Below are 21108 nucleotides of genomic sequence, written 5' to 3' on the forward strand. Positions count from 1 at the left end.
TGCTATTTCCCTTCTTCGATGGGGATTCCCATCACCGCGCGTCGTCGGGGCGACGAAGCGCGGGAACCTGTGCGGCCGGCGGTGCCGGCCAGGCCGAGCACGACTCCGCGCGGCACGGCGAGCCGCTGGAGGAGGGCGAAGAGGACCTCGCTGAGGAGCGTCAGCACGATCACCAGGATCGAGCCGGCGAGCATCTGCGGGTAGTCCCCCGACTTCACACCGCGGAAGATGTACTGCCCGAGGCCGCCGGCGCCGATGTAGTCGGCGAGCGTGGCGGTCGCGATGATCTGCAGCGCCGCCGAGCGGAGCCCGCCGATCAGCAGCGGCAGCCCCAGCGGGATCTCGACCTTCGTCAGGATCTGCCACTCGGTCATGCCCATCGAGCGCGCCGCGTCGACCGTGCGGCGGTCGACCGCCTCGAGCCCGGAGTACGCGCCGGCGAGCACCGACGGGATCGCGAGCACGACGAGGGCGATCACCGGAGCGCCGAGGCCGAGCCCCAGGCTCATCGCCGCGAGGACGAGCACGCCCAGCGTCGGCAGGGCGCGCAGGCCGCCTGCGACCGGCACGGCGATGCCCTTGCCGCGCCCGGTGTGCCCGATCAGGTAGCCGATCGGGATCGCGATCGCGGCCGCGATCACGAGCACCAGCAGGCTGATGCCGACGTGCTGGGCGACACGGGTCGGGATCGCGTAGACCCCGGTCCAGTGCGCGGGGTCGGCGATCCAGGCGAAGGCCTCGGCGATGAGGTTCACGACGTCACCGCCCTCTCGACCGCGACCGGTCTGCGCGAGCGGCGCGTGCGGTCCAGAGCCGTCCAGGGCATGAGGAGACGGCCGATCAGCACCAGCAGTCCGTCGAGCACCAGCGCGAGGACGATCGTGAGGACGATGCCCGTGACGATCTCACCGGTGATGCCGCGCTGGAAGCCGTCGGTGAAGAGCAGGCCGAGGCTCTGGATCCCGAGCACCGCGCCGACCGTCACCAGGCTGACCGTGCTGACCGTGACCACGCGCAGGCCCGAGAGCAGGACCGGACCGGCCAGCGGGAACTCGACCCGCCAGAAGCGCGCCCAGCCGGAGTAGCCCATCGCGGTCGCCGACTGGCGGACGTCGTCCGACACCGCGCCCAAGGCGTCCGAGGTGGTGCGGACCATCAGCGCGACGCCGTAGAGGGTGAGGCCCGTGATCACGTTGGCGGTCGAGCGGAGCGGGATGCCCAGCAGGACCGGCAGCAGGATGAACATTGCCAGCGAGGGGATGGCGTAGAGCACGCCGAGCCCTGTCAGCAGGGTGCCGCGGCTCCAGCGGTAGCGGTTCGCGAACCAGCCGAACGGCAGCGAGACGAGGAAGCTGAGCAGGATCGGCGGGACCGACAGGGCCAGGTGCGCCAGCAGGTTCGCGACGATCGCGTCCGTGTTGTTGACGACCCAGTTCACGCGGCGGGGCCGTCCTGCGCGCGCAGCACTCCGGTCGGACGCCCGTCGCCGTCGACCACGATGCGGGCGCCGTCGCGCTCCTCGATCCGGAGCGAGCGCTTGCCGCGGTCCGCGCCGACGAAGCCGGCGACGAACTCGCTCGCGGGGTTCGCCAGGATCTCGGCGGGCGAGCCCTTCTGCGCGATCCGGCCGCCCTTCTCGAGGATGACGACCTGGTCGCCGAGCAGGAACGCCTCGTCGATGTCGTGGGTGACGAAGACCACGGTCTTGTCGAGCTCGTCCTGGAGCCGCAGGGTCTCGCGCTGCAGGTCGGCGCGCACGAGAGGGTCGACCGCGCCGAACGGCTCGTCCATCAGCAGGATGTTCGGGTCGACCGCGAGGCCGCGCGCCACGCCGACGCGCTGCTGCTGGCCGCCGGAGAGCTGGCTGGGGTACCGGGCGGCGAGCGCACGGTCCAGTCCGACCGTGTCCATCAGCTCGAGCGCGCGGGCGTGCGCCTGCTTCTTGGCGACCCCGTTCAGCCGCGGCACGGTCGCGATGTTGTCGATGACCTTGCGGTGCGGCAGGAGGCCGGAGTTCTGCATCACGTAGCCGATGCGGCGGCGGAGCGCGACGGCGGGCAGGGACGAGATGTCCTCGCCGTCGATCTCGATGGTGCCGGAGGTCGGCTCGATCATCCGGTTGATCATGCGGAGGATCGTGGTCTTCCCGCAGCCCGAGGAGCCGACGAAGACGGTCGTCTGCCGGGAGGGCAGCACGAGCGAGAAGTCGTCGACCGCCCGAGTGCCGTCCGGGTACTGCTTGCTGACGTTGCGGAACTCGATCACGAGGCCGCCCGCCGTCCGGCGGTGTGCGCGCCGATCTGTCCCTGGTCCACGACTGTGCCCGCTCTCGCTCCGCGCGTCCGGCCGTTGCACGGCCCGCGGCCCCGAACGGGGCCAGGCCGCAAGGAAAACACCATTGGCAGCCGCCTGCCAACCCGGACCGCGAAGTGTTGCGGGATGTTCCGGGAACGACTAGGGCCTTGACAGCCCTAGCGGGTCAGGACTCCTCGACGGCTCCGTAGTGCGAGGTCATGTAGTGGCGCAGCAGCGAGCGGCTCTCGTCGATGAAGCGCTGGTCGCCGTTGGGGTCGATGAGGAACGCGCGCGTGAGCAGCGCGTCCGCGACCTCGATGGTCACCTCGAGGCGGAAGGACAGCTGCGCGCCGCCCGGGAGGCCGTACTCGGACGCGAGGATCTCGGCGAAGCGGCGGGCGAAGAAGCCGGCCTCGAACGCCTCGCCCGCGACCTCGGGAGCGTGGATCGTGTCGACGAAGCGGATGGAGCGGAAGCCCGGCTCGTTGCGGTGCATCTCGCAGAAGGCGTCGATCGCGCAGTCGACCGCGCCCCACCAGTTGCCCGGGTGGGTGTCGCGGATCTCGGTGATGACGCGGCGGCGGAAGCGCTCGAGGGCCCGCTCGCGCAGCGCCTGGAGGACGGCGATGCGGTCCGGGAAGTAGCGGTAGACCGTGCCGATCGCGGCTCCCGCGCGCTCGGCGACCATCGCCGTGGTCAGGCGGTCGAAGCCGACCTCGTCGACGACGGCGGCCGCCGCGTCGAGCAGCGAGGCGAGACGGGCGGCGCTGCGCACCTGCACCGGCTCGTTGCGGACCTGGGACGATTCACCGAACGGTCGATCGACGAGGTTTCCAAGAGGCACGGCGGGCTCCTTCGGTCGTGGTTCCTACAATCGTACGCACGGCGACCGCCGGTCGGGGTCGTCTCATCGAAAGTCCCTCGTGTTTCGCGCCCCCGGAAGGGCGACGGCTCCGCGGGTCCGATCCACCCGGGAGAAACCATGTGCGGACGCTTCGTCCTCTCGCAGACCACCGCCGACCTGGTGGCGCTCTTCGACATCGACGAGCCGGGCGCCGACCTTCCGGAGCCGTCCTGGAACATCGCGCCGACCCAGCGGATCGCCGTCGTCGCGGAGTCGATGAAGGGGGTCGAGGAGGGCAGCCCGCCGCGGCGTCGGCTCGCCGGAGCCCGCTGGGGCCTGGTGCCCCGCTCCGCCGCCGACCCGTCCGCGGGGCCGCCGCTGTTCAACGCGCGGATCGAGTCCGTCGCCGAGAAGCCGTCGTTCCGCGAGTCCTACGCCTCCCGGCGCGCGATCGTGCCCGCCTCGGGCTGGTACGAGTGGCGGGTCGGCGCGGACGGGGCGAAGGCACCCGTCTACGTCTCGCCGGGCGAGGGCTCGCTCCTCCTGTTCGCCGGTCTCTACGAGTGGTGGCGCTCGGCCCAGCCGGGCTCTCCGTGGCTGCTCTCGGCGACGGTCCTCACCCGCCCCTCCGCCGGGCCGCTCGCCGAGGTGCACGAGCGGATGCCCGTGCTGCTGCAGCCGGAACTGATCGAGGACTGGCTGGACCCGGCGTCCCCCGGGGACGGCGAGCTGCTGCGCGCGGCCGCCGAGGGCGCGGCCGAGCTGGCCGAGGAGCTCGAGGTGCACGGCGTCGGTGCAGCCGTGGGCTCCGTCTCGGCGAACGGCGCCGAGCTGATCGAGCCCACCGGAGCCTGACGATCGCGTGAGAGCGCGATCTGCGGTCCGGCATCCGGTCTGACAGACTGGGCGGATGCCGCTGACGCCCGAGAGCAAGCCCCTGAGCGCAGGCAAGGCGGAGGTCATGCACCGCGCCGCCCGCCTCGAGGACCGACTCCACTCCTTCCGGATGAGGCGCGTGAAGCGCAAGGGCTACGTCCCGAGGGTCATCGCCTACACCGGCTACGGCTCGACGACGCAGCTGCGCGTCCTGGCCCGCGTCCTCTACACGCGGCCGACCCCTCCCGGGGTCGAGGAGGTCCGCCCCGTCGAGGGCGTGCGCGGCTGGCGGAGCTTCACCAGCGTCTTCGTGAGCGGGGCCGTCGTGACCGTCGAAGCCGACGGGCAGACCCATCGGGTGACGGCCGACCGCGGCGGAGTCGTCGACGCGGACCTCCCGATCACGCTCGAGCCCGGCTGGCACACCATCACCTTCTCGACCGCGGGCTCGAAGCCCGTCGAGGCGCCCGTCTTCATCGTGCGTCCGGAGGCGCGGCTGGGCGTCGTGTCGGACGTGGACGACACGGTGATGGTCACCGCGCTCCCCCGCCCCTTCGTCGCCGCCTGGAACACCTTCGTGCTCGACGAGCACGCCCGGATGCCCACGCCCGGCATGGCGGTCTTCCTCGACCGCTTCGCCCGGCAGTACGAGGGCTCCCCGGTCATCTACCTCTCCACCGGCGCGTGGAACGTCGCCCCGGCGCTCACCCGCTTCCTGTCGCGGCACCTGTACCCGGCCGGAGCGCTCCTCCTGACCGACTGGGGCCCGACGCACGACCGCTGGTTCCGCAGCGGCAAGCAGCACAAGGAGATGAACCTCCGCCGACTCGCGGCCGAGTTCCCGGACGTGCGCTGGCTGCTGGTCGGCGACGACGGGCAGCACGACGAGGAGATCTACTCCGACTTCGCGGACGAGCACCCCGACAAGGTCGCGGCGATCGCGATCCGCCAGCTCTCCACCGGCGAGGCGGTGCTCGCGGGAGGCCGCTCCAAGGCCGAGGACCGCTCCCTGACCAGCGGCACGACCTGGGTCTTCGCGCCCGACGGCGCGGGCATCTCCGAGCAGCTGACGGAGCTCGGCATCCTCTGATCCCGGACCGGCTCCGGGAACGACGGAGCCGTCCGCTCCCCGGGGGGAGGGACGGCTCCGGTCGATCGGCTCGGACTACGCCTGGTGGGCGGCCTGCAGGTCGAGGGTGATGGTGACCTTCTCGCCGATGAGCACGCCACCGGTCTCGAGGGCCGCGTTGTAGGTCAGACCGAAGTCGGTGCGGTCGATGGTGGCCTTGGCGGTGAGGCCGGCCTTGTAGTTGCCGTAGGGGTCGGTGCCGAAGCCGCCGAACTCCACCTCGAAGGTGACGGGCTTGGTGGTGCCCTTGATGGTGAGCTCGCCGTCGACGAGGAAGTCGTCGCCGTTCGGGCGGACGGCGGTCGAGACGAAGTGGATCTCCGGGTACTTCTCGGCCTCGAAGAAGTCGCCGGTGCGGAGGTGGCCGTCGCGGTTGGGCTCGTTGGTGTTGACGGAGGCGACCTCGGCGGTGGCCTCGACCTTGGAGTCGAGCGGGTTCTCGCCGGTGGTGAACGTCGCGGTGAAGCGCTCGAACTTGCCCTTGACCTTGCTGATCATCAGGTGGCGGACGCTGAACGCGACCTCGCTGTGGGTGGGGTCGATGACCCAGGTGCCGGCCTTGTAGCCGGGGATGCTGACGGTGTCGGTCATGGTTTCTCCTCGAGTGTGACGGTCGTCGCGGGGAGAGCGTCCCCGTCCGATGTATGCAAGCGCATCGACGTCGATCAGTATTCCATGTAGCGACAACTATTTCATCCACGTTCCGTCGAAGGATCGGCGGACACTGCGTGAACACGGGGCGCCGCACCCCGGACGGGGGTCGGTGCCGCTCCCCGGAGCGGTCGTCAGCGGTCGGCGGGAGCCGGGTTGCGGATGCCGAGGAGGGAGACGACGCCGCCGGCGACCAGGAGGGCGGCGGTCGCGACGGCGGCACGGGAGAAGCCCTCGACGTCGAGCGAGTCTCCGACCACGAGCGAGGTCGCGGCGATGGCGACCAGCCCGGCGATGCGCGAGACCGCGTTGTTCACGGCGGAGCCGACTCCGCTGTGCCCGTCCTCGACCGCGCCGAGGATCGTCGAGGTCAGCGGGGCGACCGTCACCGCGAGGCCGAAGCCGAAGAGGAGGATCCCCGGGAGCAGCTGCGTGGCGTAGTCGGCGCCCTCGTCGACGAAGGAGAGCAGGAGGAACCCGGCCGCGGCGATCAGTGGTCCGACGCCCATGAAGAGCCGCGGGCCGAACCGCGCCGACAACGACCCGGAGACCTGCGAGAGCAGGAGCAGCAGGATCGTCGGCGGGAGCGTCGCGAGCCCGGCCAGGGTCGCCGAGAAGCCCAGGGTCTGCTGCAGGAACAGGCCCAGCGCGAAGAAGCCGAAGGAGAGCGCGCCGTAGACGAACGCCGTCGAGACGTTGCCGACGGTGAAGTTCCGCGACGCGAAGAGCGACAGCGGCAGCATCGGATGCGCCGCGCGCCGCTCCCACACGACGAATGCGACGAGGGCGGCGACTCCCCCGATCAGGGCGGTCAGCACGAGCGGATGCTGGATCCCGAGCCGCTCCTGCTCGATCAGCGCGAACACCGGCCCTCCCAGGCCGATCACCCCGAGCACCGCGCCGACGCCGTCGATCGGCACCCGGGTCCCCGAGTCGACCGCGCCGAGCCTGCGCAGCAGGACCAGCGTCACCGCGATCGGCAGCAGGTTGAGCGCGAAGACGTACCGCCACGAGCCCGCGTCCACCAGCAGGCCGCCGAGCACGGGCCCGGCGATCGTCGCCGTGCCGGTCCAGGCCGTCCACGCACCGATGGTCCGGGCCTGCGCGGCGCCGTGGACGGTCGCGATGATGAGGGCGAGCGAGCTGGGCACGAGGATCGCGCCGGCGGCACCCTGGAGCATCCGCGCCACGATGAGGACCTCGGCGGTGGGGGCCAGCGCGCACAGCAGCGAGGTGACGCCGAAGCCGATCAGGCCGATGGTCATGCTGCGGGCCCGGCCGATGCGGTCGGCGAGCGAGCCGGCCACGAGGATCAGCGCGCCGAGCGTGATCAGGTACCCGTCGACCACCCACTGCTGCACCGCGAGCCCGCCGCCGAGCTCGCGGGTGATGGCGGGCAGGGCGACGTTGACGACGGTGCCGTCGAGGAAGGCGACGAAGGAGGCGAGGACGGCCACCACGAGCACCGCGCGGCGGCGCGTCTCGGCGGGGTCGGCGGAGGCGGTCATGCTCGGGCTCTGGTCACCCGCTCACCGTACCGGCGGCCGCCGCTCCCGGGGCCGGGAGGGCGGGCATCCGGGCCCCCGAGCGCGGCCGCACGACGGATCCAGACTCGTCGCCTACTCTCGTAGCCATGTCTGCGCAAGGAACCGCCCGCGGCGGCGTGCTCGCCCGGGTCCTCGGGATCGTCGGAGCCAGCCTCGCCGGGGGCCTGCTGATCACGGTCGGGGTCACTCCCGCCCTCGCCGTCACCGGTCTCGCCGAGAACAACCCGATCGGGCTGTTCGAGACGGTGCCCGAGTACCTCGAGCTCGGCCAGCTGGCCCAGAAGACCGAGATCTACGCCAAGCGCACCGACGGCTCGGACGAGCTGCTCGCCTCCTTCTACGCGCAGAACCGCGAGGAGGTGGCCTTCGACCAGGTCAGCCAGTCCGTGAAGGACGCGGCGGTCTCGACCGAGGACCCGCGCTTCTACGACCACGGCGGCGTCGACCTGCAGGGCACGATCCGCGCGGTGCTCAGCAACATCGTCGGCGGTGACCTCCAGGGCGGATCCTCCATCACCCAGCAGTACGTCAAGAACGTCCTCGTGCAGAAGGCGGAGTCGCTGAGCGCGACCGACGAGGCCGCCTCGGAGGCCGCCTACGAGGAGGCGACCGCGACCACTCCGAGCCGCAAGCTCAAGGAGATGAAGCTCGCCGTCGACCTCGAGAAGAAGTACAGCAAGGACGACATCCTCCTCGGCTACCTCAACATCGCGGGCTTCGGCGGCCAGGTCTACGGCATCCAGGCGGCGGCCGAGTACTACTTCTCGACCAGCGCGGCCGACCTGAGCCTCGCGCAGGCCGCCAGCCTGATCGCCACGGTCAACAACCCCAACGGCCTCAGGATCGACCAGCCCGAGAACATCCCGGACAACAAGATCCGCCGCGACTACGTCCTCGACCAGATGCTGCAGGAGGGGAAGATCTCGCAGGCCGACCACGACGCCGCCGTCGCCGAGGAGGTCGTCCCCGCGATCACGCAGACGCCCACCGGCTGCCAGACCGCCGGCAACGCGGCCTTCTTCTGCGACTACATCACCCGCGTCGTCCAGAACGACCCGGCGTTCGGCGACGACGCGGACACCCGCCTCGCGAACTTCCAGCGCGGCGGCTACAAGATCTACACGACGCTCGACCGCGACCTGCAGGACACCGCGGCGAACGCGACGAACAACGCCGTCCCCAAGGTCCCCACCCTCGACACCAACATCGGCAGCGCGACCGTCTCGATGGAGGTCGGCACCGGCCGGATCCTGGCGATGGTGCAGAACAAGGACTACGACGCGGCCGGCGCCGTCAACGGCGCGAACTTCTCCGCCGTCAACTTCAACACCGACACGGCCTACGGCGGCTCCGCCGGGTTCCAGGTCGGATCGACCTACAAGGTGTTCACGCTCGCGCAGTGGCTCGCGAGCGGACGCACCCTGAACGAGACGATCAACGGCCGCGAGCGCACCTTCTCGGGCTTCCCCGCCAGCTGCGCGCCGGGCGGCGAGCTCGACACCTCCTACGAGGTCAACAACGACGACAGCGAGAACGGCAGCTACAGCGTGCTGACCGGCACGATGCAGTCGATCAACACCGTCTACGTCTCGATGGCGCAGCAGCTCGACCTCTGCGCGATCCGCGACCGCGCGGTCGGCTTCGGCGTGAAGGCGGCCGACGGCGGCGAGGTCGACTACAAGCCGTCCGCTGTCCTCGGCTCGGACACGCTCATCTCCCCCCTCTCGATGGTCACCGCCTTCGCCGGCTTCGCCAACAACGGCACCGCGTGCTCCGCGATCGCCATCGACGCGATCACCGACGCGACCGGCGCCGCCGTCCAGCCGCCGACCTCCACCTGCAACCAGGCCCTCAGCCCCGAGCTGACGGCGGTCGCGAACTACGCCCTGCAGCGCGTCGTCACCGGCGGCACGGCCGCCCAGTCCGACCCGGACGACGGCATCGAGCACATCGGCAAGACGGGCACCACCGACAACGCGGAGTCGACCTGGATGGACGGCGCGAGCTCGCGCGTCGCGACCGTGGTCTGGGTGGGCAACATCGACGGCCACACCTCGATGCGCGAGGTCCGCTTCCCGAACACGGAGCTCGAGAGCCGCCCGTACGCCTCCAACATCCGCCACTACATCTGGAACTCGGTGATGACCCGCGCCGACCAGAAGTACGGCGGGGACGACTTCGAGGAGCCCAGCAGCGCCCTGCTGAACGGCCGCCAGATCGCCGTGCCGACCGTCTCCGGCCGCTCGGTCGACGACGCCACGGAGGCGCTGGAGGACCTCGGCTTCGACGTCGAGGAGGGGGCGACCATCGACTCGTCGCTCCCCGCCGGCGTGGTGGCGGGCACCGACCCGGCCGCGGGCACGACCGTCGCGCGCTACTCCGACATCGCCCTGCTGATCAGCAACGGCTCGCAGGTCCCGGCTCCCGCCACCCAGGCACCGGCTCCGGCTCCGACCGGCACGGGAGTCCCCGCGACCGAGGCTCCCCCGGCGACGCCCACGGCGACCCCGACAGCGACAGCCACGGCGACTCCGACGGCGGAGGTCGAGGAGTGAGCTTCGACGCGGACTTCCTCGGCGTCCCCGCGGGTGCGCCGCGCCTGAGGGTCGAGCGCCCGGTGCGGCTCCTGCCGTACACGCACTTCGAGGTGCTGCTGGATCCGGAGCGGCGCCTGGCCGTCTCGACGGCCGTGAACATCGACGGCGCGCGCCCGGTCGAGCTCGGCCGCGGCGACGACTGGCACCTCGACGACCGCATCCCCGCCTCCGAGCAGACCGGGCCGGAGGTGTACGCCCGCAACGACCTCGACCGCGGCCACCTGGTCCGCCGCCGCGACCCCGTCTGGGGCGACCGGGACGAGGCCGCCGCGGCCAACCGCGACAGCTTCTGCTACACGAACGCCGCGCCCCAGGCGAGCGGCTTCAACCAGTCGCAGGAGCTGTGGCTCGGGCTCGAGACGCTGGTGCTCGAGTACGCGCAGACCTGGCGCACGCGCCTGAGCGTCTTCACCGGGCCCGTGCTCGCGGACGACGACCCGGTCTACCGCGGTACGGGCATCCCCCGCCGCTTCTGGAAGATCGCGGCGTGGAGCCCGGACGGATCGACGCTCGCGACGAGCGCGTACCTGCTCGACCAGAGCGAGCTCGTGGAGCGGGTGCGCGAGGGCCTGGTGCCGCTCGGCGGCTTCAGGACGTTCCAGCTGCCGGTCGCCGCGATCGGCGAGCTGACCGGTCTCGACGTGGACCTCCTCGCCGGGGCCGACGTGCTCGGCTCGGCAGGACTCCGGCCGGAGCCGTGGCGCGAGATCGTCGAGCCGTCCGACGTGGCGAGCGGCCTCCTCCCCCGCTGAGGCTCCGCCGGGGGCAGGATGGGCGGATGAGCACCCCCGTCCTGGTCGAGATCACCTCCGGCGCCGTCGTCCTCCGCGACCCGGAGGGTCCGCTCGTCCGCGTCGACGAGGCGGGCTACCTCCGCGGCGACGGGGTCTTCGAGACCGTCGCGGTCCTCGACGGACGTCCCCGCGCGCTCGGCGAGCACCTCGCGCGGCTGGCCGGATCGGCCCGGGCCGTCGGGCTGACGATCCCGGAGGCGCCCCTCTGGTCCCGAGCGGTCGACCTCGCCGTGGCGGAGCACGACCGGGTCGACGACCTGACGGTCCGCTTCATCGCCGCCCACGGCTCGAGCGACTCCGCCCGGTGCACCGTGCGCGCGGCTCCGACTCCCGACTCGAGCGCGCTTCGGGAGAAGGGCGCGGCCGTCGTCGTGCTGGACCGCAGGTACGCGAGCGGTCCGCTCGCGCCGTGGCTGCTCCCGGGCGTCAAGACCACCTCGGGCGCCGTCACCCGGGCGGCGCTGCGCGAGGCGGCGTCCCGGGGCGCGGACGACGTGGTCTGGCGCACGAGCGACGGGCTTCTCCTCGAGGGGGCGACGTCGAGCCTGGTGCTCCTCGGCGACGGGGTGCTCGCGACGCCGCTCTCGGACAGCGTGCTCGCCGGCACGACGGTCGAGCGGGTCCTCGCGCTGGGCGAGCGCCGCGGGCTCGCGTCGTCGCGCCGCGAGCTGCCGGTCTCGGCGCTCACCGGTGCCGATGCGGCGTGGCTGGTGTCGAGCACCCGGCGGGCGATCCCCGTCCGCTCGGTCGACGGCGCACCGCTCGCGATCGACGCGGGCCTGACGGCGGCGTTCGAGGCGGGGCTGCTCGCCGGCTGATCGCGTCCGCGGCTCGGACTCCCTGCGCGTCAGGCCGCTGCGGCCAGCGCGCGGGAGGTGTGCGGGCCGACGCCGGCCTCCTCCGCGTCTCCGAGATCGGCGAGCGTGTCGACGTCCAGCCTCAGCGTCGACGAGCCTGGCAGCACGACGACGGCGCAGCCCGCGTCGCGGTGCCGGGCCAGAGAGCCCGGGCCGAACGCCGGAGCGACGAGGGCTCCGGCCGCCAGCAGGAGCGCCGTGGTGCCGCTCCCCTCGCGGTCCGGGACGACGGCCGGGAGCGACCGCGTCGCGAGCGCCTCGGAGAGGTCCGACGGCAGCAGGGCGGGCAGGTCCCCGGTCAGCACGATCACCGGGGCGCCCGGCCGGCGGTGGAGGGCGGCCTCGGCTCCCCCGGACACGGCGGCGTCGAGGGTCCCCGGGTCGGGCACCACCACCAGCTGCGGGTGCTCCGCCCGTGCGCGGTCGGCCGCACCGGCGTCGGAGGTGACCAGGAGAAGGCTCGCCACCGGCTCCGCGGCGGCCACGGCGGCGAGCGTGTCCAGGAGGAACGCCTCGGCCAGCGCCGCGCGGCCCGGCACGTCGAGGCGCGTCTTCGAGCCGCCGCGGCCCTTGAACACGACGACCGCGCTCCAGCCGGTCACGCGCGCTCCTCGCGCGAGGCGGCTCCGGCCGCGAAGCCCTCGGCGAACGCCTCGTCGGCGCCGAGGCGGAACATGTCGTCGGGGCCCGTCCGGGTCAGCGTGCGGGCGCCCGGGCTCTCGATCCCCGTCACCAGGCGGGCGAGCCCGCGGACGACGGCGACGGGGCGACCGCTCGCCTTGCCCTTCACCAGATCGCCGAGTGCGGCGATCTCGTCCGCCACGGCCGGCATGGTCACTCCGAGCGTGCGCCCCAGGGCGTCGACTCCGCCGCGGAGGTCGTCGATCACGAGGACGCCGGCGGCCCCGATGGCCGCGTCGGTCTGCCCGACCCGCCACGCGCGGCCCAGGGTGTCGCTGACGAGCACGCCCACCTCCACGCCGAGCCGGTCCCGGAGGCCCGCGCAGAGGGCCCGCGCCGAGGCGTCCGGGTCGACGGGGAGGAGGAGGACCGTCCCCTCCGCGACGTTGCTGGCGTCGACTCCGGCCGCCGCCTGCACGATCCCGAGGCGGTTCTCCACGATGCGGGTGACGCCGGAGCCGTGCGCCCGGGTGGCGACGACGCGGACGGTCTCGGCCGTGATCGCGTCCTCGCGGTCGGTCGCGGCGACGACGCGCCCCTCCGCCTTCGAGACGATCTTGCTCGTGACCACGAGGATGTCGCCGTCCGCGGGCCGGTCCTCCTCGGCGGCGGCGACGACGGCCGCGAGGATCAGCTCGAGCAGGTCGTCACCGGGAGTCACCTCCGGGATGCCGTCGAGGGCCCAGGCCTGCACGCGCGTCTCGCTCACCGGTCCATTCTCCCGGCTGCCGCGGGCGCACGGGTCCACGGCCCGAGATCACCCGAGTGGACGATCGGCGGCGCCTCAGCCGGCGGCGAGGTACGCGGCGACCGCGGGCGGCACGTAGGGGGCGACGTCGCCGCCGAGGGAGGAGACCTGCCGCACCAGCGAGCTCGACACGTGGGCGTGTGCGGGATCGGGCAGGAGGAACACCGTCTCGACGTGCGCGAGGTTGCGGTTCACGATCGCCATGGGGGTCTCGTACGCCACGTCGACCTGCGAGCGGATGCCCTTCACCAGGATGCTCGCGCCGACGTCGGTGCAGTAGTCGACGAGCAGGCCCATGCTCCACGAGGCGACGACGATCCGCCCCTCGACCCCGGCCTCCGCGATCGACTGCTCGATCAGCGAGACGCGCTGGGCGATCGGCAGCAGCGCCGTCTTGGCGGGGTTGTGCACCACCACGACGTGCAGCTCGTCGACCAGGCGCGCGGCCCGCTCGATCACGTCGAGATGACCGAGGGTCACGGGGTCGAAGGAGCCGGGGACGACGGCGATGCGGGCCATGCCGACAGAGTAGCGGGCGGGCACCGCCTAGCTCTTGGCGAGGAACTCCCGGTCGCGGTCCTGCACGCGGCGCTCGAGCGCGGCACGGAGCCGATCGTGCGCGGCGAGGGACGGGTCCTCCGCGAGGAGCCGCTCCGCCAGCGCCCGCGCCTCCACGATCACGTCGGCGTCCTGCACCACCCGCAGCAGGCGGAGCGACGAGCGCCCGCCGGACTGCGAGTCGCCCAGCACGTCGCCCTCGCGGCGCAGCTCGAGGTCGACCTCGGCGAGCGCGAAGCCGTCGAGCGTCGCGGCGACCGCGTCCACCCGCTCGCGCGCGACCGTCCCCGCCTCCGCCGCCGTCACGAACAGGCACACCCCCGCGACGCCGCCGCGCCCGATGCGCCCGCGGAGCTGGTGCAGCTGCGACACTCCGAACCGCTCCGCGTCGAGCACGACCATCATCGAGGCGTTCGGCACGTCCACGCCGACCTCGATGACCGTCGTCGACACCAGGACGTCGATCTCCCCCGCGGCGAAGGAGCGCATCACGGCGTCCTTCTCCTCCGTCGTCATCCGCCCGTGCAGCGCGGCCGACCGGCGCTTCCCGAGCAGCGGATGGGCGCGCACGCCCTCCAGCGTCGCCGCGACGGTCGTGAGCGGCGCGGCGGCGTCCTCCTCGGGCGGCTGCGCGCCCTCGGCGGGCTCCCCCGGCTCGATCGCCGGGCAGACGAGGTAGACCTGGTGCCCCGAGCGGATCTCCTCCTCGGCGCGCTCCCAGGCCCGCGCGATCCACGCGGGGTGGTCGGAGAGCGGGACCACGTGGCTCGTGATGCCGGGGCGCCCGGCGGGCAGCTCTCGGATGGTCGACGTGTCGAGATCGCCGAAGACCGTCATGGCGACGGTCCGCGGGATGGGCGTGGCCGTCAGCACCAGCACGTGCGGCGGGGTGGCGCCCTTCCGGCGCAGGGCGTCCCGCTGGTCGACGCCGAAGCGGTGCTGCTCGTCGATCACGACGAGGCCCAGGTCGTAGAAGGAGACCGCGTCGCCGAGGAGGGCGTGCGTGCCGACGACGATCTTCGCCGTGCCCGAGACGATCCGGAGGAGGGCCGCGCGGCGCTGCGCCGCCCCCAGCCCGCCGGTGAGGAGGGTCGGCACCAGCTCGGCCGCGAGCTCCGGGCCGAGGGTCCTCGCGATCGAGCGGAGGTGCTGCCCCGCGAGCACCTCGGTGGGAGCGAGCAGCGCCGCCTGCCCGCCGCTCTCGGCCGTGGCGAGCATCGCCCGGAGCGCGACGAGGGTCTTGCCGGAGCCGACCTCGCCCTGCACCAGCCGGGTCATCGGGCTCTCGGCAGCCAGATCGGCGGCGATCTCGTGCCCCACCGCGGTCTGGTCGCCGGTGAGGGCGAAGGGCAGCGCGGCGTCGAAGCGCTCGAGCAGCCCGCCGGGGCCGGGCACGCGGGCGGTCGCGGGGCTGCTGCGCGCCGAGGCCCGGCGCTCGAGCAGGGCGAGCTGCAGGAGGAACGCCTCGTGGAAGCGCAGCGTCTCGCGCGCCTGCGCCTCCTCGCCGTCCCGCTGCGGGCGGTGGATCAGCTCCAGCGCCTCGCCGAGGCCCAGCAGCGAGCGGCCGGCGCGCACCTGCTCGGGCATCGGGTCGGGCACGTCGCGCAGGCCGTCCAGCAGAACGCCGATCGCGGCCTGGAGCTGCCAGCTCGAGATCGCGCTGGTCGCCGGGTAGATCGGGATCGGCCGCTCGGCCCAGTCCTTCGCGAGCTCACCGCCTCCCGTCTCCGTCGCGGCGGCCTCCTCGTCGTCGAACAGGCGGTAGTCGGGATGCGTGAGCTGCGGGGTGTCGCGGAACATCGAGACCGTGCCCGCGAAGATCCCGCGCACGCCGCGGTGGAGCTTCGCCGCGCGCCAGGGCTGTCCGAAGAACGTCAGCGAGAGCGTGCCCGAGCCGTCCGAGATGACGACCTCGAGCAGGGTGCCGCGCCGGTTGCGCATCGGCCGCTCGCGCACCTCGCGCACCTCCGCCACGATCGTCACGCTCTCTCCCACGGGGAGACGCGAGAGCGCCGTCAGCTCGCCCCGCTTCGCGTAGCGGCGCGGGTAGTGGCCCAGGAGCTCGCCGACCGTGCGGTACCCGAAGGCCTTCTCGACCGCGGTCGCCGTGCGCGGCCCGATCAGCGGCGCGAGCGAGGCGTCGAGGGGGTCCGGGATCACCTAGCGATCATAGGTCGGACCTCGGACGCGCGAGCCGGGCGACCGGGTCCAGCGCCGAGCGGGGCACGACCGACGCGAGCACCCGACGACCGGCACTCGCGGAGCCGCGGAGCGCGGCGGCCACGGCGGTCGCGTCGTCCCACGCCTCCGACTCGCTCGCGGACGGCGAGTAGCGCCGGCGCTCGACGCGCTCCCGGAGCCCCTGCAGACGTGCCGCCGCTCCGGGGTCGAGGGCGGGAGCCATGCGGGCCTCCTGCGCGCGCGGAGACTCCGTGTCCTCCACGGGGACGCCCAGGTCGCGGGCGGTCGCCAGCAGCTCGGCCCACGCGGCCTCGACGGAGCCGGAGCGCGCGGACCGGCGCCGCAGCGCGCGCTGGACGGCGCGCATCAGCCAGGGGACGAGCACGAGCAGCAGGAGCAGCACCCAGAGCGTCGCCGCCGGAGCCGCCGTGGTGCTCGAGGCGCCGACGGCGCCGGGGGTCGGCATCGCCGACGCAGCCGTCGGAGTGGGCGTCGCGGCGGGAGCGCTGGTCGCACCGGGCGCGGTGGTCGCGGTCGAGCCCGGGGCGGTGGGGCCCGAGGACGCCGTCGCGCTCGGCAGGGTGTACGAGGCCGGAGCGCCGCGGCTGGGCGTCGGCTCGAAGGGCAGCCAGCCGACCCCCTCGAAGTACAGCTCGGGCCAGGCGTGCAGGTCGGAGGAGAGGACGCGGTAGGTGGTCAGGTCGCTGCCGCCGGAGGGCACGACGGAGCCGGGCTGGTAGCCGATGGCGAGCCGCGACGGGATCCCGAGCTCGCGCGCCATCACCGCCATCGCCGAGGCGAAGTGGACGCAGTAGCCCTCCTTCGTCGTCAGGAACGCCGAGAGCACGCCGACTCCGTCGCCGTCGTAGCCCTCCTCCGCGGGGGTGTCCTCGGAGTAGCGGAACTCGGACGAGCGGAAGTACGTCTGCAGCGCGCGCGCCCGGTCGTAGGCGGTCGGAGCCTCGGCCGTGACCTCCTCGGCGGTGGTGCGGACGATCTCGGGCACGTCGTCGGGGAGCGAGAGGTACCGGTCGACGCCGGACGGCGCGGGAGCGGCGAGCAGCTGCTGCGGGTCGGGCTCGAGCCGCAGCGCCTGCACCTGGTAGTCGTCTCCGGAGCGGGTCGTCGCGTCGCCGCGGATCGAGCCGTCCTGCACGTCCTGGAGCCAGCCGTCGCCGACGCCCGTCAGCGACGAGACCGGATACGGCACAGGGAGCCACTGGCTCCGCAGCGTCTCCACCGAGACGTCGACCTCCTCCGCCTCGCGCGGCACGCTCTCGGAGAGCCCCTCGGGCGCGATCGGCGCCTCGATCGGAGCGGTCTGCTCCGTCTCGCTCGGCGCCCAGTCGTCACCGTCGAAGTCCGAGACGGTCAGCACGCGGAGGTAGACGGGCAGGTCGGAGTCGGTGGCGTAGCGCAGCACGGTCACGGGGTTCGGGCGGCGCAGGTCCGCGCCGAGAGCGACCACCGGGTCGATCGCGCCGTTGAAGAGGCTGCCGGAGACGCCCGAGGGGGCGGTGGTGCGCGCGTAGCCTGCCGCCGACCCGGCGACGACTCCCGCGCCCAGGACGACGACGGTCACGGCCGCGAAGGCGGGCAGCACGGCCGCGGCCGCGCTCGGGCCGCTCGGGCGGCGGGGGGCGGCCGTGGCGGCGAGCACGCCCGCGTAGGCGAGCGCAGTGACGACGAGGCTCGCCCAGGACACCTCGGAGGGGTCCACGATCGCCGGCACCGCGAGCAGCGCCGCAGGGAACAGACCGGCCAGGGCGGGGAGGCGGACGGAGAAGGCGAACAGGTCGGCCGCCCAGGCGAGCACGACCACCCCGCCGATCAGGAGGAACGAGATGCCGTCGTCGGCGATGGCCGGGAGCCCCTGCTGGGCGATGGACTGGAAGCCGCCCTGCGCGAGCGCCTCCGCCTGCGCGACGGCGCCGGGCGTGGGGATCACGAACAGCAGGGCCCGACCGGGCACGAACATCGCGGTCAGCACGCCGACCATCGTCAGCGTGCCGAGGATCGGCGGGACGACGGGGTGCACGCGCAGAGCCCGGGCGGCGGCCGGGACGCCGAGCACCACGGCGACCGCGCTCGCGAGGAGCACCAGCCAGTCGACGCCGACGAGGAGCCGCCCGATCCCGGCGGCGGCGGCCGTGATCGCGAGGAAGAGCAGACCGCTCAGAGGAGCCGACCCGGCGCGCGGATCGCTCTCGACGCGGCGGCTCACGCCACCACCCGCAGAGCGAGGGCCTGCGCCCACGCCTCCTCGACGGAGGCGCTCGGGTCGACGGACACCGCGTACCAGCCGAGCGAGGCGAGAGCCGCCTCCTCCTCAGCGGTGCCGGCGACCAAGAAGGCGATCGCGGGGCGCGACTGCGCGGCCAGGGAGCCGAGGCCATCGAGGTCCGACTCGAGGAGTCGGGTGAGCACGGCGAAGACCGGGCGTACTCCCCCCGTGTCGCGCATGTCGGCCGAGATCCGGGTCACCGCGTCGACCGACTCGCGCGAGGGCGCCAGCTCGGCCAGGCGCAGCAGCACGTCGTGCGCCACCTCGCGCTCGTCCTCCGAGTGCTCCGGCTCGCCGTCCGCACCCGTCTCGACGAGGTGGGTCTCGAAGCCGCGGTCGAGCAGGTGCACGGCGAGGGAGGCCGTCATCGACACCGCCCACTCGAGCCGGTCGTCGCCGCGCCGCTCGAGCACGCGCTCGGCCCGGGTCTCGAGGAGGATCCACGCGTGCGGATCGGTGTTCTGCTCGTCCTGGCGGACCATGAGCTCACCGGAGCGGGCGCTCGCCCGCCAGTGCACCCGGCGCATGGCGTCCCCCGGGCGGTAGTCGCGCGGGATCACATCGTCCGTGCCGGCGCCGGCCGTCGCGTGCGCGACCGGGCTCGATCCGCCTGCTCCGTGCGCGTCCAGGACGTCGCTCTGGAGCGGCACGACCCGCGGAGTCACGACGAACGGCTGCGCAGCCCCCACGACGCTCTCGCGGAGCGCGAGCCCGAGGCCGTCGCCGCGCACCAGGCGCAGCGGGCCGATGCGGTGGATCCCGCGCCGCTCGGCGGGCAGACGGTAGCGGGCGCGCACGCGGCCGCCCGACGGGACGCCCGGCAGCCCGAAGACGCCCTCGGCGACCGGGCGGCCGACGACGACCCCGCGCTCCACGCGCTCGAGCCGGTCGTGGGCGCGGGCCCCGCTGCGGACGGCGCGGCCACGATTCTCGAGCAGCACGTCGACCTCCACCACGTCGCCGGCCGCGACGGTCTGGGGAGCGAAGCGGCGCTGCACCCGGAACGACGCCGGCGCCAGGAGCAGGGAGACGAGCGCGCCCAGGGGCAGGCCCAGCAGCACCAGGCCGACGAACAGCAGCTCGCGGAACTCCGACAGCGGCGCGATCACCACTCCCGCGACGCCCAGCAGAACGAGCGCCCAGCCGCGCAGCGTCAGCGCGACCCCGCGGAGCGCGGGCAGACCGCCGAGACGGGACGACGGCGTCTCGGCGGGGCGGGCCTCAGTCGCCACGGTTGCCGAAGGGGACGGGGGTGGCCGCGACGATGCGCTGCACGATCTCCGTGACCGAGTGCGAGGGTCCGGCGCCGGAGCGGCCGGGGAGGCGGGTGGCGGGCAGGAGGCGGTGGCCGAGCACGGGGACGGCGAGCGCGTCCACGTCGTCCGGCACCACGAAGTCGCGGTCGCTGAGGGCGGCGAGCGCCTTCGCGGCGGCGATCAGCTGGAGCGTGGCGCGCGGGCTCCCCCCGAGCCGCAGCTCGGGGTCCACCCGCGTGGCCTGCATGATCGCCACCACGTACTCCTGCACAGGCGGTGCGACGTACACGGAGCGCACGTAGGCCATCATCCGCTCGAGCTCGGCGAGGCCCACGACGGGCCGCAGCTCCTCGAGCGGGCTGGCCGAGTCGCGGGTGCGGATCATCTCGAGCTCGGCGCGCTCATCGGGGTAGCCGAGCGAGAGGCGGGCCATGAAGCGGTCGCGCTGGGCCTCGGGCAGCGAGTAGGTGCCCTCCATCTCGACCGGGTTCTGCGTCGCGATCACGGCGAAGGGGCGCGGGAGGAGGTGGGTGGTGCCGTCGACCGAGACCTGGCGCTCCTCCATGCACTCCAGCAGCGCCGACTGCGTCTTGGGCGAGGCCCGGTTGATCTCGTCGCCGATCAGGATGTTCGCGAAGACCGGGCCCGGCTTGAACTCGAAGTCGCGGGTCGCCTGGTTGTAGACCGAGACCCCCGTGACGTCGGAGGGGAGCAGGTCGGGCGTGAACTGGATGCGCGCGACGCTGCCGCCGACCGAGGCCGCCAGCGACTTCGCCAGGACCGTCTTGCCGGTGCCGGGGACGTCCTCCATCAGGAGGTGCCCACCGGCGAGGAACACCGTCAGCGCCATCGAGACCTCGGCCGACTTGCCGTCGATCACGCTGGTGAGGTTCCCGAGGACGGCGCCGCAGTGCGCCGTGAACTCCTCGCGGGTCAGGGGCGTCTCGGGAGCCGCTCGGCGGCCGACAGCGGAGCGGGTGTCTTCGAGCGACGTCATAGCTACGGATTCTCGCAGTCCTGACGGGAAAAGGGTCCAGGTTCCGAGAGTTCGCAGTGTGCCGCCAGGCGGGAGCGCGCGGCGGCCACCGGACGCCGCAGGCAGGGGTGCCGCCCTATGCTCGGTCCGGTGACCAGGATCATCGCCGGATTCGCCGGCTCGCTCACCCTCCGGGTCCCGCGCGCGGGCACCCGCCCCACCAGCGACCGCGTGCGCGAGGCCGTCTTCTCGGCCCTCGAGGCCCGGGACGCCCTCGACGGCGCGACGGTGGTCGACCTCTACGCGGGCTCCGGCGCCCTCGGGCTCGAGTCGGCCAGCCGCGGAGCGAGCGCGGTCGTCCTGGTCGAGCGCGACCCGAAGGCCGCCCGGACCGCGGGCGAGAATGCACGGGCGATCGTGACCGCGGCGGCCAAGAACAAGCGGCCCGCCCCGCGGATCGAGGTGGTGACCGGCTCGGTCCGCTCCTTCCTCGACGGGTCCCCGGCCCTCAACACGGACACGGTGTTCCTCGACCCGCCCTACGACCTCGGCGAGGACGACCTCGCCGCCGATCTCGCCGGCGTGCTGCCGCTGCTGCGCGAGGACGCGGTGGTCGTCGTGGAGCGGAGCTCCCGCAGCCCGGAGCCGCGCTGGCCCGCGGGTCTGGAGCGGGAGCGGAGGAAGGACTACGGCGAGACCACGATCTGGTGGGCTTCATCGGCGTCGCCCGTCTCGCCCGCTTCCTCCGCGGCCGGCTGACCGGCCTCAGCCCGCCGCGGCATCGAGGTCGATCGCCACTCCGCTCGCACGCGCCATCCGACGGGCGTCGAGCAC

19 protein-coding genes are annotated in these 21108 nt (G+C 73.5%); 6 read left to right on the top strand and 13 right to left on the bottom strand.

The features are described from left to right. Positions 1-2: 2 nt before the first annotated feature. From C5C49_RS13025 to C5C49_RS13040, 4 genes are all read right to left on the bottom strand, one after another. Positions 3-755, bottom strand: a complete 753-nt coding sequence (locus C5C49_RS13025; protein ID WP_104225632.1) for an ABC transporter permease — start codon at positions 753-755, stop codon at positions 3-5. Then, positions 752-1438 carry an ABC transporter permease gene (locus C5C49_RS13030; protein ID WP_104223109.1) on the bottom strand — a complete coding sequence of 229 codons (687 nt, stop codon included), beginning with the start codon at positions 1436-1438 and terminating at the stop codon, positions 752-754. The genes C5C49_RS13025 and C5C49_RS13030 overlap by 4 nt, the downstream gene beginning before the upstream one ends. Continuing rightward, the gene (locus C5C49_RS13035) at positions 1435-2265 is read right to left on the bottom strand and encodes an ABC transporter ATP-binding protein (RefSeq protein ID WP_104225631.1); all 831 of its coding nucleotides are present in this window, start codon (positions 2263-2265) and stop codon (positions 1435-1437) included. Before C5C49_RS13035 ends, C5C49_RS13030 begins: the two co-directional genes overlap by 4 nt. Positions 2266-2479: 214 nt before the next feature. Next, positions 2480-3139 carry a TetR/AcrR family transcriptional regulator gene (locus C5C49_RS13040; protein WP_104223107.1) on the bottom strand — a complete coding sequence of 220 codons (660 nt, stop codon included), beginning with the start codon at positions 3137-3139 and terminating at the stop codon, positions 2480-2482. 138 nt (positions 3140-3277) lie between these two features. Between C5C49_RS13040 and C5C49_RS13045 the strand changes: the two genes are divergently transcribed. Beyond that, a complete protein-coding gene (locus tag C5C49_RS13045; RefSeq protein WP_104346327.1) occupies positions 3278-3994 on the top strand; it encodes an SOS response-associated peptidase in 717 nt (238 codons plus the stop codon). A gap of 55 nt (positions 3995-4049) precedes the next feature. Next, positions 4050-5105, top strand: a complete 1056-nt coding sequence (locus C5C49_RS13050; protein WP_258068469.1) for an App1 family protein — start codon at positions 4050-4052, stop codon at positions 5103-5105. Between the two features lie 75 nt (positions 5106-5180). On the opposite strand, the gene C5C49_RS13055 is transcribed toward C5C49_RS13050, so the two are convergent. Beyond that, entirely contained in the window at positions 5181-5735 is a 555-nt protein-coding gene (locus C5C49_RS13055) for a YceI family protein (RefSeq protein ID WP_104346328.1), read from the bottom strand. 194 nt (positions 5736-5929) lie between these two features. Next, positions 5930-7303 (bottom strand): DHA2 family efflux MFS transporter permease subunit, encoded by a 1374-nt coding sequence (locus C5C49_RS13060; protein WP_104346329.1) that lies wholly within the window; start codon positions 7301-7303, stop codon positions 5930-5932. 125 nt (positions 7304-7428) lie between these two features. Between C5C49_RS13060 and C5C49_RS13065 the strand changes: the two genes are divergently transcribed. The 3 genes from C5C49_RS13065 to C5C49_RS13075 are packed head-to-tail and all read left to right on the top strand — an operon-like array spanning position 7429 to position 11551. Then, the gene (locus tag C5C49_RS13065; protein ID WP_104346330.1) at positions 7429-9897 is read left to right on the top strand and encodes a transglycosylase domain-containing protein; all 2469 of its coding nucleotides are present in this window, start codon (positions 7429-7431) and stop codon (positions 9895-9897) included. Further along, entirely contained in the window at positions 9894-10691 is a 798-nt protein-coding gene (locus C5C49_RS13070) for a DNA/RNA non-specific endonuclease (protein WP_258068470.1), read from the top strand. The genes C5C49_RS13065 and C5C49_RS13070 overlap by 4 nt, the downstream gene beginning before the upstream one ends. 26 nt (positions 10692-10717) lie before the next feature. Beyond that, complete coding sequence (locus tag C5C49_RS13075; RefSeq protein ID WP_104346331.1) at positions 10718-11551, top strand: aminotransferase class IV; 834 nt, start codon at positions 10718-10720, stop codon at positions 11549-11551. Between the two features lie 29 nt (positions 11552-11580). Here C5C49_RS13075 and cofC read toward each other — a convergent pair whose 3' ends face one another. The 7 genes from cofC to C5C49_RS13110 form a co-directional block, all read right to left on the bottom strand. Continuing rightward, the gene (gene cofC / locus C5C49_RS13080; RefSeq protein ID WP_104225626.1) at positions 11581-12192 is read right to left on the bottom strand and encodes a 2-phospho-L-lactate guanylyltransferase; all 612 of its coding nucleotides are present in this window, start codon (positions 12190-12192) and stop codon (positions 11581-11583) included. Continuing rightward, positions 12189-12980, bottom strand: coding sequence for a coenzyme F420-0:L-glutamate ligase (locus C5C49_RS13085; protein WP_258068471.1), 792 nt, complete (start codon positions 12978-12980; stop codon positions 12189-12191). Before C5C49_RS13085 ends, cofC begins: the two co-directional genes overlap by 4 nt. A 75-nt stretch (positions 12981-13055) precedes the next feature. Further along, positions 13056-13538, bottom strand: coding sequence for a pantetheine-phosphate adenylyltransferase (coaD, locus tag C5C49_RS13090; protein ID WP_104223138.1), 483 nt, complete (start codon positions 13536-13538; stop codon positions 13056-13058). A 27-nt stretch (positions 13539-13565) separates the two neighbouring features. Further along, positions 13566-15737, bottom strand: coding sequence for an ATP-dependent DNA helicase RecG (locus C5C49_RS13095; protein ID WP_374953851.1), 2172 nt, complete (start codon positions 15735-15737; stop codon positions 13566-13568). A 7-nt stretch (positions 15738-15744) separates the two neighbouring features. Next, entirely contained in the window at positions 15745-17982 is a 2238-nt protein-coding gene (locus tag C5C49_RS13100; protein WP_104346332.1) for a DUF3488 and transglutaminase-like domain-containing protein, read from the bottom strand. After that, complete coding sequence (locus C5C49_RS13105) at positions 17979-19274, bottom strand: DUF58 domain-containing protein (RefSeq protein ID WP_104346333.1); 1296 nt, start codon at positions 19272-19274, stop codon at positions 17979-17981. The genes C5C49_RS13100 and C5C49_RS13105 overlap by 4 nt, the downstream gene beginning before the upstream one ends. After that, the gene (locus C5C49_RS13110; RefSeq protein ID WP_104346334.1) at positions 19264-20295 is read right to left on the bottom strand and encodes a MoxR family ATPase; all 1032 of its coding nucleotides are present in this window, start codon (positions 20293-20295) and stop codon (positions 19264-19266) included. Before C5C49_RS13110 ends, C5C49_RS13105 begins: the two co-directional genes overlap by 11 nt. Positions 20296-20424: 129 nt before the next feature. Between C5C49_RS13110 and C5C49_RS13115 the strand changes: the two genes are divergently transcribed. Next, the gene (locus C5C49_RS13115) at positions 20425-21033 is read left to right on the top strand and encodes an RsmD family RNA methyltransferase (protein WP_104346341.1); all 609 of its coding nucleotides are present in this window, start codon (positions 20425-20427) and stop codon (positions 21031-21033) included. Positions 21034-21108: the final 75 nt, after the last annotated feature.

The sequence above is a fragment of the Rathayibacter sp. AY1E2 genome (assembly GCF_002932325.1).
Taxonomy (GTDB): Bacteria; Actinomycetota; Actinomycetes; order Actinomycetales; family Microbacteriaceae; genus Rathayibacter.

Bases quoted from the DNA above. Each gene is read 5' to 3' on its own strand.
- C5C49_RS13045 (WP_104346327.1), top strand. From the start codon at position 3,278: ATGTGCGGACGCTTCGTCCTCTCGCAGACCACCGCCGACCTGGTGGCG.
- C5C49_RS13050 (WP_258068469.1), top strand. From the start codon at position 4,050: ATGCCGCTGACGCCCGAGAGCAAGCCCCTGAGCGCAGGCAAGGCGGAG.
- C5C49_RS13055 (WP_104346328.1), bottom strand. From the start codon at position 5,735: ATGACCGACACCGTCAGCATCCCCGGCTACAAGGCCGGCACCTGGGTC.
- C5C49_RS13060 (WP_104346329.1), bottom strand. From the start codon at position 7,303: ATGACCGCCTCCGCCGACCCCGCCGAGACGCGCCGCCGCGCGGTGCTC.
- C5C49_RS13065 (WP_104346330.1), top strand. From the start codon at position 7,429: ATGTCTGCGCAAGGAACCGCCCGCGGCGGCGTGCTCGCCCGGGTCCTC.
- C5C49_RS13075 (WP_104346331.1), top strand. From the start codon at position 10,718: ATGAGCACCCCCGTCCTGGTCGAGATCACCTCCGGCGCCGTCGTCCTC.
- coaD (WP_104223138.1), bottom strand. From the start codon at position 13,538: ATGGCCCGCATCGCCGTCGTCCCCGGCTCCTTCGACCCCGTGACCCTC.
- C5C49_RS13110 (WP_104346334.1), bottom strand. From the start codon at position 20,295: ATGACGTCGCTCGAAGACACCCGCTCCGCTGTCGGCCGCCGAGCGGCT.